11 protein-coding genes are annotated in these 11,619 nt (G+C 43.5%); 2 read left to right on the top strand and 9 right to left on the bottom strand.

Going from position 1 to position 11,619, the window contains the following annotated elements; genetic code table 11:
* Positions 1-154 precede the first annotated feature (154 nt).
* Positions 155-781, top strand: coding sequence for a tail fiber assembly protein (locus tag AACQ83_RS12165; protein WP_112877920.1), 627 nt, complete (start codon positions 155-157; stop codon positions 779-781).
* Between the two features lie 364 nt (positions 782-1,145).
* On the opposite strand, the gene AACQ83_RS12170 is transcribed toward AACQ83_RS12165, so the two are convergent.
* From AACQ83_RS12170 to AACQ83_RS12210, 9 genes are all read right to left on the bottom strand, one after another.
* Positions 1,146-2,522 carry an MFS transporter gene (locus tag AACQ83_RS12170; protein ID WP_112877921.1) on the bottom strand — a complete coding sequence of 459 codons (1,377 nt, stop codon included), beginning with the start codon at positions 2,520-2,522 and terminating at the stop codon, positions 1,146-1,148.
* 156 nt (positions 2,523-2,678) lie between these two features.
* Entirely contained in the window at positions 2,679-3,563 is an 885-nt protein-coding gene (gene cyoE, locus AACQ83_RS12175; RefSeq protein WP_112877922.1) for a heme o synthase, read from the bottom strand.
* A 12-nt stretch (positions 3,564-3,575) separates the two neighbouring features.
* Complete coding sequence (locus tag AACQ83_RS12180; RefSeq protein WP_036775099.1) at positions 3,576-3,908, bottom strand: cytochrome o ubiquinol oxidase subunit IV; 333 nt, start codon at positions 3,906-3,908, stop codon at positions 3,576-3,578.
* Positions 3,908-4,522, bottom strand: coding sequence for a cytochrome o ubiquinol oxidase subunit III (locus AACQ83_RS12185; protein ID WP_112877923.1), 615 nt, complete (start codon positions 4,520-4,522; stop codon positions 3,908-3,910). Before AACQ83_RS12185 ends, AACQ83_RS12180 begins: the two co-directional genes overlap by 1 nt.
* Positions 4,512-6,503, bottom strand: coding sequence for a cytochrome o ubiquinol oxidase subunit I (gene cyoB / locus AACQ83_RS12190; protein ID WP_112877924.1), 1,992 nt, complete (start codon positions 6,501-6,503; stop codon positions 4,512-4,514). Before cyoB ends, AACQ83_RS12185 begins: the two co-directional genes overlap by 11 nt.
* 4 nt (positions 6,504-6,507) lie before the next feature.
* Positions 6,508-7,443, bottom strand: coding sequence for a cytochrome o ubiquinol oxidase subunit II (gene cyoA / locus AACQ83_RS12195; RefSeq protein ID WP_112877925.1), 936 nt, complete (start codon positions 7,441-7,443; stop codon positions 6,508-6,510).
* Between the two features lie 349 nt (positions 7,444-7,792).
* The gene (locus AACQ83_RS12200) at positions 7,793-8,554 is read right to left on the bottom strand and encodes a nucleoside-specific channel-forming Tsx family protein (protein ID WP_112877926.1); all 762 of its coding nucleotides are present in this window, start codon (positions 8,552-8,554) and stop codon (positions 7,793-7,795) included.
* A gap of 250 nt (positions 8,555-8,804) precedes the next feature.
* Positions 8,805-10,283: a muropeptide MFS transporter AmpG gene (ampG, locus tag AACQ83_RS12205; RefSeq protein ID WP_112877927.1), complete on the bottom strand. Its 1,479-nt coding sequence runs from the start codon at positions 10,281-10,283 to the stop codon at positions 8,805-8,807.
* A 53-nt stretch (positions 10,284-10,336) separates the two neighbouring features.
* Complete coding sequence (locus AACQ83_RS12210; protein ID WP_112877928.1) at positions 10,337-10,915, bottom strand: lipoprotein; 579 nt, start codon at positions 10,913-10,915, stop codon at positions 10,337-10,339.
* 243 nt (positions 10,916-11,158) lie between these two features.
* Here AACQ83_RS12210 and bolA point away from each other — a divergent pair, with 243 nt between their 5' ends.
* On the top strand, positions 11,159-11,473 hold the full coding sequence (gene bolA / locus AACQ83_RS12215; RefSeq protein WP_112877929.1) for a transcriptional regulator BolA: 315 nt from the start codon (positions 11,159-11,161) through the stop codon (positions 11,471-11,473).
* The last annotated feature ends 146 nt before the right edge of the window (positions 11,474-11,619 follow it).

Genomic DNA, 11,619 nt, shown 5'->3' on the forward strand with positions numbered 1-11,619 from the left:
TGTCCCTAAATCAAGGGTCTGTGAACGGGTATTGTTACCCGCTAGGGCGTGATGTGAAGGGCAACGCAACTGATACATCAATTGCTAACAATACAGGCGGAAACGAAACCCGCCCCCGCAACGTCGCCTTTAATTACATAGTGAGAGCAGCATAATGACAGAACAAAAATACTCTTTAGAGCATGAAACAGCCGTATTGGGTAAAGATGGTTTGGCTATTCAAGCAGGGTGGATAAAGGTTTATCACTCGAATCAGATAACGAGAGAATTCACAGTTTCAGATATTGAGTATGTCATGCTCGGTGTCAGCTTATCTGCCGGTGCTTATCCCGATGCGCCAGAACTTCCCGATTCTCGCGATGTGGCCGTTTGTCGCAGTGAAGACGGTAAGTGCTGGCAAATCCTCCCGGATTACCGTGGCAAAACAGCTTACGACACGTTAACTCGCGCTCCGACTGAGATAACAGAAATCGGTGAATTGCCGGATACCCTGACGTTCAAGAAGCCTCCCACAGACTTCGATAAGTGGAACGGTAAAGAATGGGTAGTTGATAAAGACCTTCTCAAATCTCATCAGATTAATGAAGCTAAGCAACAACAAGCAGCACTGTTACAACAAGCAAATGAAACACTCTCATTGCTACAAGACTCTGTTGACTTAGAAGTTGCTACTGACTCAGAGAAAGCCGCTCTACTCGAATGGAAGAAGTACAGAGTATTGCTTACGCGTGTAGATGTGAATCAAGCGCCTGATGTGGAATGGCCGGAGGTGCCGAAGTAAATTTGACTAATGACTTTAAATGTGTTTAGCATTAACTAACTACTGTACAAGTAGCTTAGAAATGCTGATTTTTGAAGAGCAAGTACACTGCCGTGCAGGCAGAACAACGAAGCCGGTTAGTCCGGCTTCATAATCTACCCTCCCTCTTCCTTTTCCTCTTAATGATGTACTACGCTTCATACCTAAGTGCTTTTTCGGTTTGTACATATGTGTGTGCATATCTTTTTATTTTGTGATTTATTTGTATTTAACATATTGTTTTTATTGTTATTTTTAATTTATGATGCATTCTGACTAGGAATGCCCCTCTCCCAGTTTCCCTTAATATCGAATCGGAGTGAGTAGGGGTTATCTGGTTTGATATTTAATCTATCGTGTTATTATTGGCTATCAATTGTTCAAGTTGTGCTCTGCTTGTCAGCTTAGTATCTACTTTTATGTAGGCACTATGCTCCTCCGGAACAATAACGACATCGCAAACGCCTGGCTGAACAAGAATTTTTTGTTCCAGCAATGCTTTATTGACTATATTTTCTGGTAGAAAAATTCTGATGCTGCTGACATAAGGAGGTTGTTTCATTGTTATGCTAATAATGAGCCAAATGATTGTCAGAACGATACCTGCCGCAAATACCAGCGGTGCTCCTTTTAATTCATATAACCAACCACCGAGACCACCCCCTAAAGCGACACCTAAAAATTGGCTGGTGGAGTAGATACCCATTGCTGTACCTTTATAACCCGCTGGTGCTTCTTTACTGATAAGTGATGGCAGGATAGCTTCCATTACATTGAAAGCAATAAAGAAAATTTGTATGCCGATAAAAATCACCCATAAGTGATGTCCCGCCGCCCACAATACAATTTCAGCAATCAGCAGCATCGTGATACACAGTGAAAACACTTGTTTCATGCGGCGCTTTTTTTCTGCGTAAATAATGAAAGGTAAAACAGATAAGAATGAAACTAGCATAGTGATCAGATAAACCTTCCAGTGTTGTTGGGTAGGGAGCCCCGCTTGTTGCATCACCAAAGGAAGGGCGACAAAACTTGCCATTAACAAAGTGTGCAAACTGAGAATGCCAAAGTTAAGTTTTAGCAACTGGCTATCAGCCAGAACCTTACTGAAACTGTGACGAACAATGCCTGATTCACGGTTAATAATATGTTTATCGGTGGAAGGAACAGCAAATAATGTTATCAGAATGCCACTACCGGCCAGAATGGTAATTCCCCAAAATAGGCCATTTAATCCAATGGCATTCGTAAGGATTGGGCCAAGTACAATGGCGATGGCGAAAGTTATTCCGAAGCTAATGCCAATAAAAGCCATCGCTTTAGTTCGATTTTGTTCACGGGTTAAATCAGAAAGTAGCGCCATAATTGCAGCAGATATCGCTCCAGCGCCTTGTAACGCTCGCCCAATTATTATGCCCCAGATGGAGTCACTGAGAGCAGCAATAATACTGCCAAGGATGAATAGCAATAATCCGCCAACAATTAAGGGCTTACGGCCAATTTTGTCAGAAAACAGGCCAACAGGGATCTGGAAAATGGCTTGGGTTAGACCATAAATGCCAATGGCGATGCCAATAAGTGTTTCGGTGGCATCTTTTAGATGAAGTCCATAGGTTGTTAATACAGGAAGAACCATGAACATGCCTAGCATTCGCAGAGAAAAAACTGAACCTAGGCCCCATGTCGCCCGAAGCTCAAGTGGCGTCATTTTATTATCGTTCATGATTACCTCGAAATATTTTGATGCGTCATTGTAGATAGGTTTTCAATAAGGGGTAAATAGTTAATTGAATTAATAATATTGAAGTGTTAAGGAGAGTGGATAACAGGCTGGAAGGAAACTGATGGCAGAGGGGGTAGCCACTGCCATCAGGGAAAATTACCGGACGTAAGTTAGGAAGGCTTCTGAGGGCACATGTGGGTCAATAGACATCATGACACTCAGGGAAGTGATTGCCACAATGGAAAATATAAATAATTTACGAGCCCAAATGCGGTCATTATCAGTTTTGTAACCGGATAACGCCATTCCTAGCCACCAGACGCTCACTGCTGCTGCAACAACCAGATATTTGTAACCAGCGTAACCGCTGATGGCTAACATAAGGGTTGCAATCATAAATGCTAGGATATAAAGGATAATGTGGTTTTTCGCCACAGATATGCCTTTAATGACGGGCAGTACAGGAATATTGGCTGTCTGGTAATCTTTGAAACGAAAAATAGCAATGGCGTAGGAGTGCGGCATTTGCCACAGGCTGAAAATCAGTAACAGGATCAACGCGCCCGTATCAAACTGACCAGTTACTGCACAATAACCGATAACCGGAGGTGCAGCACCGGACAAACTGCCGATCAACGTGCCATAAACAGATTTCCTTTTCATATAGAGGCTGTAAACCCCTACATAGATGACAAAACCGATAATCGCTAATTGCATTGCTAAAGCATTGGCTGCTGCATAGAGCAGCACTATGCCAGCAATACCCAGTATTGATGCATAAATCAGGCTGATTTTCGGATCAATAAGCCCTTTTACAAGGACGCGGTTTTTTGTTCTTTCCATGATCCGATCGATGTCACGGTCAATGTAGTTGTTAAATACACAACCAGAAGCCACGACTAGTGAAACACCGAGCAGAGTCGAGATGAACAAAGGGTAATCAATCACCCCTTTCGAGGCGAGTAGAAAACCACCGATCACAGAAATTAAATTGCCGAAAATAATTCCTGGTTTAGTTACTTGCAGGTATTGCTTAATCATATATGCAGCTCTTTAATCAACCATCATATTAATGTTGAGGTTGTACATAATCCATAGTGAGCCAACAACAACAATACCGATAATCAAGATAGTGAACAGCAATGCGACTAAGTTCCAGCGCTCTTCTGACGAAGTGTTCATGTGCAGGAAGTAAATAAAATGAACAATAATCTGCACCACAGCCAGAGCGACTACTGTTGTCAGGATAGTCGTATGGGAGGCGGAACCATCCATTACCATCCAGAACGGAATCACTGTCAGGATGACCGAAAGAACAAAGCCGATCAGATAAGACTTCAGGCTACCGTGGCTAGCTCCAGTATGAGCGGTATTGGAATGACTCATTACATAGCTCCTAACAGATAAACAACGGTAAATACACAGATCCATACCACATCCAGGAAGTGCCAGAACAAGCTCAGGCAGTTCAGACGGGTTTTATTTACATCAGTTAAACCGCGGCGGGTTACTTGGATTATCATGATGATAATCCAGACCAGACCACAGGTAACGTGGATACCGTGAGTAGCAACCAGTGCGAAGAATCCGGACAAGAATGCACTGCGGTCAGGGCCGTGGCCGTCAACAATCAGGTGATGGAATTCGTACAATTCCATCGCCACGAAGCCAAGGCCGAACAGGAAAGTCATACCGAGCCAGGCGTTAACTTGGCCGACTTTTCCTTTGTTCATGCCTAACATGGCAAAGCCATAAGTGATACTACTGAATAACAGTAGGAAAGTTTCGACCAATACGAAAGAGAGGTCGAAAATCTCTTTACCAGATTTGCCGCCTGCGGTTCCGTTAACGAGTACTGCATAAGTCGCAAATAGACATGCGAACAAAATACAGTCACTCATCAAGTAGACCCAGAAACCGAATACTTTAGTGGCTCCCGCATCGTGGTGCCCGTGATGCTCGTGGGCATGATTGTGGTTAGTCATAGTTTCAGTTGACATGGTTCAGACCTGCCTTGCTAATTTGTTCATGGTGTTGATTCTCAATTTGCTCAACTTCAGCAACGGGTACGTAGTAATCAACATCTTCATCAAAGCTTTTTGCAATCCAAGTGATAATCATGCCCGCAAAGCTTGCGATAGCTAGCCACCAGATATGCCAAATCATGGCGAAACCAAACAGCAAGCTGAAGCCAGCAATAATTACACCTGCACCGGCATTTTTAGGCATATGAATTTCTTCATACTTAGCAGGACGTTTATAAGCTGTGCCTTTTTCTTTCATATCCCACCATGCATCACGCGTTTGCACATGTGGAACGTCAGCAAAGTTATAAAACGGTGGTGGAGAAGATGTTGCCCACTCCAGAGTACGCCCGCCCCAAGGGTCGCCGGTCAGGTCACGGTTTTGGTCACGGTCACGGATACTAACGTAGAATTGAATGACCTGACACAGGATACCAACGGCAATCAGTGCAACACCAATCGCGGAGACGACCAGTAGAGTATGGAATTCAGGGTTGATATCTTGGCTAATACGGCGAGTCATCCCCATAAAGCCGAGCGCGTAAACTGGCATAAAGGCGATAAAGAAGCCGATAATCCAGAACCAGAATGCGCGGATACCCCATTTTTCGTTCAGTGTGAAACCGAAAGCTTTCGGGAACCAGTAAGCAGTACCGGCAAAACAACCGAAGACAACACCACCGATAATAACGTTATGGAAGTGTGCGATCAGGAACAAGCTGTTATGCAGAACGAAGTTTGCGCCTGGAACTGCCAGCAGAACGCCAGTCATACCACCGATAGAGAAGGTGACGATGAAGCCAACGGTCCACAGCATCGGTGTTTTATACTCAATACGGCCTCGATACATGGTGAACAGCCAGTTGAAGATCTTAACGCCTGTCGGAATCGAGATAATCATGGTGGCTATGCCGAAGAAGGCGTTAACGTTCGCACCCGAGCCCATCGTAAAGAAGTGGTGCAGCCATACAATGAACGACAGTACGGTAATGGCAATGGTTGCCCATACCAGAGATGTATAGCCGAACAGTCGTTTTTTCGAGAACGTCGCAGTCACTTCAGAGAAAACACCAAAGACCGGCAACACCAGAATGTAAACTTCAGGGTGACCCCAAGCCCATATCAGGTTGATGTACATCATCATGTTGCCACCCATATCATTGGTGAAGAAATGGGTGCCCATGTAGCGGTCAAAGGTTAGCAGGGCAATGGTAACTGTCAGAATCGGGAATGCGGCGATGATCAATACGTTAGTACAGAGTGCTGCCCAAGAAAATACAGGCATTTTCATCATGGACATGCCAGGAGCACGCATACGCAGGATCGTCGCAAAGAAGTTAACGCCTGTCAGCAAGGTACCAATGCCGGATATCTGAAGACTCCATATCCAATAATCGACCCCAACGCCTGGGCTATATTCTATACCTGAGAGCGGAGGATAAGCTAACCAGCCGGTCTGAGCGAATTCACCTACACCCAGAGAGATGTTAATCAGTGCAACGCCGACGACGAAAAACCAGAAGCTCAGTGAGTTCAGGAATGGGAATGCCACGTCACGAGCGCCGATCTGTAGTGGAACCACGATGTTCATCAGACCGACAACAAAAGGTGTCGCCATGAAGAAAATCATGATGACGCCGTGGGCGGTAAAAATCTGGTCATAGTGATGCGGTGGCAGGAAACCTGCTTCACCCGCAGAGGCGACAGCCTGTTGACCACGCATCATGATGGCATCGGCAAAGCCACGGAGCATCATGACCAGAGCCACGATAATGTACATAATACCGATTTTCTTGTGGTCAACGCTGGTTAACCACTCGCTCCATAGCCATTTCCATTTACGGAAATAGGTCAGGGCTCCGACAATTGCGAGCCCTGCGAAGAGAATCCCTGCAAGAGTAACCATGACAATGGGCTCATGCAGTGGGATTGCATCAAGTGTTAATTTTCCCAACATTACTTTATTCCTCAACTCCGGCATGAGCAGTTTCGCTCATATTCATGTTATGACCTGTTGTTGCACCGTGGCCGCCATGCATATTCATGTTGCCCATAAATTTGGCAATAATGTCTTGATACAGGTTAGGTTTAACGCTTGAGAAGTATTCAACCGGATGATTCTGGCTTTGTTTGGCTAACTCATCAAATGCTTGCATGGTATCCAAGGTTTTGGGAGAGGCTTTCACTTTTTGAACCCATTGTTCAAAACTTTCCCGATCTGCGGTAGCGGTAGCAGTAAATTTCATGCCAGAGAAGCCGTGACCACTATAGCTACTGGACAAACCTTTATAAACGCCAGGTTCATCGGCAATTAAGTGAAGTTTAGTCTGCATACCAGCCATTGCATAGATTTGACCACCTAACTGCGGGATGAAGAATGAGTTCATCACGGAATCAGAGGTGATTTTGAAGTTAATAGGCACTCCGGTAGGAAAAGCAATTTCGTTAACTGTAGCAATACCTTGCTCCGGGTAAACGAATAGCCATTTCCAATCAAGAGAGATGACTTCAATAGTTACGGGTTTTTCATCGCTAACCAGCGGCTTATATGGGTCAAGCTCGTGGGTTGTTTTCCAGGTAATGGTTGCTAAAATAATAATGATAATGATAGGAACGGTCCATACTACCAGCTCAATTTTATTTGAGTGTGCCCAGTTAGGGCGATAGGTAGCACTTCTATTGGCTTCGCGGTAACGCAGGGCAAAAGTGAATGCCATGATGATTACCGGAATAACGATGATCAGCATCAGGCCAATAGCCGTGAGTATCAGCGTTTTTTGTTCAGCGCCGATGGCGCCTTTAGGGTTCATCAATACCATATCGCAGCCACTCAGCACAAGAGTAGCCGCTAGTATTGACAATATCCCAATACTTTTATTGTATTTCATAAGTCTCATCTAACGACTCCAAATAACAAAAGCTCTATTGTCGTTTCATCAGTGCGGGCATTCTACGGTAAGGCTACTGGAGTGTAAACATTTGTAATAGTTAGTTGAGGGGTTGTTACCCTTTATGTCGATGGGATCACATGCAAATGGAGGATTAATCAGAAGTTAGCTTGAAAAGGTTATTTAATTGTAACGAAATAGGGCGGAAATACGAATTTATATTAAAGTTATTTTATATTTTTTAGAGAAGAGGAAAAAAATATAAAAATTTGCTTTAAAAATTTCCACCGCGGCCATCTTATTTAAGAATTAAATTAATTGTGAGCCACTTTTGGTAGCTCACAATTAAAATCAATAATTAGAAATTATATTTGATAGTGTAAACAATCCCATCCTGCCAGAAGTCTTCACCCAGTTTATGCTCGGCATATCGATATTGAATGCCGGTTGTGAAGGATTGGTGAGGTGTCCACCATAACGCTATTGCACCATTGGTACCGTTCCGTCCACCGTTGCCATAGCGTTCATTCCGATTAAGCTCTATTTCATTCCAGTTAGTTATGCTGAATTTTTCTTCCCAGAGTTGAAAGTCGTAACCCGCAACCCAACCAACGACATAGCCGTTATTACCGGAGTAGAAAGTTTGGTCAACATAGTGCAGCGCAACAAACGGTTTGAACCAGACACCGGCGAAATCAGTATTGTAGCCAATACCATAGAGGGTATTTACCTCATGGAAGTTCCCGCCATGTGCTGTACCTGGGAGGGAGTAAGTACCATAAACATGACCATAGAGATTGAAACCCGTATCAGCCAGATAAAAACGACCAGTTGTTTTAAAAGTGTATCTTTGGTTATCCCCTGGTTCAGCATGCTGCTTGTTGAAAGCATTTTCCAGATCAAAGAACCCGTATAATTCACCCCAGTTAAATCCGGCTCCGCCTTCCAGTTCCAGGTAGGCAAAGTCGTCTTTATGAGAGGTTTGCCCTGACTTGTGTGTGGTATGGCTAGTCCAGTCGAGGTAGTTCATGCTGATATTAGCAAAGCCCCCTTGATATTCAGCATAAGCTGGAACTGAGACGGTGGTGAATAAAGCAGTAGCCAGAATGGTTGTTCTCATAAATTTCTCTAACGCATCCATGAAAAGAGGTTTTGGGTTTTAAAGCTATATTAAATAACCCTTAAAATGGTAGTCTAATTCTACGCGGATATGAATATCGAACAATCAAATAATCACGCGAAAATAGCATTTTTGGGCAAATGACTATTTGAAGTGTGATCGCTATCACTTAAGTATTTAAAAAGAGGGCAGAGATATCAAAGGCTGACAGTCGTCAACCTTTAATAAAGTCACTTAATATTTTCGCCTTTTAAGCCAATTTGTTCCTTCTTAATGCGAGATAATCTAGAAAGCTGCCGAGAATGGTGCCTGTGATACCAATCTGTGCTCCCCATAATAGTAATGTTTCGGCCAGATAAGGTGCATGAGTCCAGTTAAGAGCATTGGTGGTGATGGTAAGTAACCAGAACGTGAGCAAGATGCTTGCAAATGATAGTAAGCCAAGAGCTAGACGATAGAAATTTCTAAACTCAGTACGTGGCATAAAATCGTTAGCTCGTTGGGTATAAGCCAGAGTCTGGCGGCAGATAAATAACAGCAATAAGCCTGGAACAGAGGCCGCTATAGAGAATAGATAGAAGTTTGGCCAGCCATGTAACTCAACGAACCAACCCGCGATTGGGCCGACATAGACGCGTCCAACAGCAGATAAGGCAGATAATAAAGCAAACTGTGTTGCAGAGAATGATTTATGACATAACGCCATAAGTAAGGTAACAAATGCAGCGGTTCCCATTCCGCCACAGATATTTTCCAGAAAAATGGCGCTGCCCATAGTGTAGATATTTTTGTCAGTAATGGATAACAGCCAGTATCCAATATTGGAAATCGCTTGAAGAATGCCAAAGATCATGAGAGAGCGGAATAAACTCCATCGTTGCATCAGATAACCACCATATAATGCACCAACGATAGTTGCTGTTAATCCCAGAGTTTTGTTGATCATTCCAACTTCACTAGCATCAAAACCAATACCACGGATAAGAAATGGGGTACTTAGGCTGGCAGCAAAGGCATCCCCCATTTTATACATGACAATTAACAGCAGTATCAGCCACGCATTATTGCGATTAAAAAAATCGGTTAATGGTTCTATTGCAGCTTGCTGGAGTGTTTTTGGTGGTAGAGCGTCAATCTCAGGCTCTCTAGCTTTTAACGTCGCATAGACGCCAATCAGCATTAGTCCAGCCATCAACCAGTAGGTGTGTTGCCAGCCAATATAGCGGTCTGCGATCCATAATGCTAACCCGCCTGAAACTAACATGGCTAATCGATAACCAAGTACCGAAACGGCAGCACCTACACCCCGCTCTTCGCTACTCAATAAATCGGCTTTATAAGCATCAAAGACGATATCCTGTGATGCAGAACAGAAAGCGACGGTTACCGCCAGTGTGGCTAGCCACCATAAATGTTGAGATGGCTGGAGAAAGCCCATTGCCGCGATACTGGCTATAAGTAATAACTGTGTAACAAGTAGCCAACCACGGCGACGTCCAAGAAAAGGGGGGATAAAGCGGTCCATAAAAGGGGACCAAAGAAATTTGAAAACATACGCTTGGCCGACAAGTGAAAAGAAGCCAATTGTTTTAAGATCAATGTCTTCAACGGTCATCCATGCTTGCAGGGTGCTGGCAGTCAGTGCGAGCGGTAAACCAGAAACAAAGCCGAGTAAAAGCAGGATTCGTGAGTTATGTTGGGTAAAAACGGTGAGATAACGATAAGACATGAGCCTCCCAAGACCCTGCCCTTGGCGGGCAGAGTAAATAATTAATCCTTTAATTAGCGAGCATTTTGTTTGATGAAATTGCTGATGGAAGGATCTTGAGCCATATCTGCTATGACTTCTGATAATACAGTATTAACTGCATCAGCAATTTTTTCATTAGTTGCGCCTAAAGGACCTTGTACATTATAGCTAGTGCGATAATTCTTAACTTGTTTACTGCCATTTTGCGCTGTGCTAATGATGGAAATATCGGCTTTTGTTGAAATATTATGGCGCAGGCTACCTTCTTTAACGTCTGCATATAAATTGTTCACAATAATTTGTAGATTGGCATTGGCCGGAGAGCCAATCATATAACCACGAGCGGTCATCTGTTTTTCCAGGATTTCCTGGAGTAGAAAGCGCAGATCACGGGATGGTTTCAGTATTTCCAGCTTTGCATTGCGGTTAACTTGAGCAAGTGTCTGAGACTGACGATTGTCGGCACCGCTGATACTGATGGTAATCGCACCCATCGTTGGGTCTGCTGTTGGCAATGTAATTTTAGGTTCGATGGTCAGGGTATTGCTGGGAGCTGCACAGCCTGCAAGAAGAAAAAGTGCAATGAGTGGGAATAAGATTCTTTTCAACATGTTAATTTTCTCATCAGTGATAAGGATATCCAGTAATACTTATCAATAGCATAAATTACGTCAATAATAGCACTGCCTTTTGATCATGGCATATCTCTGATGGGGTAAACGCATATAAAAACCTTATGATGTGAGATTCGATTAAAAGATATTTTAATGCGTTGATGCTATAACTTATGGAGAATAGACTAAAATTATTAGTATGGTTGGCAGTATGACTACTGTGTGGTTAAGGGGAATGATATGGTGTATCAGGATATAGAAGAGAAATTACAGGTTGCATTTAATCCCTCATATCTTGAGGTCATTGATGAAAGTTATCGTCACAATGTACCCATAGGTTCTGAAAGCCATTTTAAAGTCGTAATCATCAGCAATAAATTTGCTGGTGAACGTATGCTAAATCGCCATCGTTCTGTTTACAGCGTATTATCGGCAGAATTGTCCGCAGGTGTTCATGCTTTGGCGTTGCATACCTATACAGAAAAAGAGTGGAATGAATTACAGGATACTGTTTTAGCGTCACCGGCATGTCGTGGGGGTAATATTGTTGCCTGAAATCTGCTGATCGATGCTTAATTTGGGGCGTTTTCTTACACAACTGAATAAATCCAGTGAACGGTCTTCGGGCCGTTTTTACGTTTTATACCCATCATCTTTCAAGTTGCCTCTTTGTTGGCTGCACTCGCTCATCCCGGTCACAT

Origin of the sequence: Photorhabdus sp. S10-54 (genome assembly GCF_963878145.1) — a bacterium.
Lineage (GTDB): Bacteria > Pseudomonadota > Gammaproteobacteria > Enterobacterales > Enterobacteriaceae > Photorhabdus > Photorhabdus kayaii.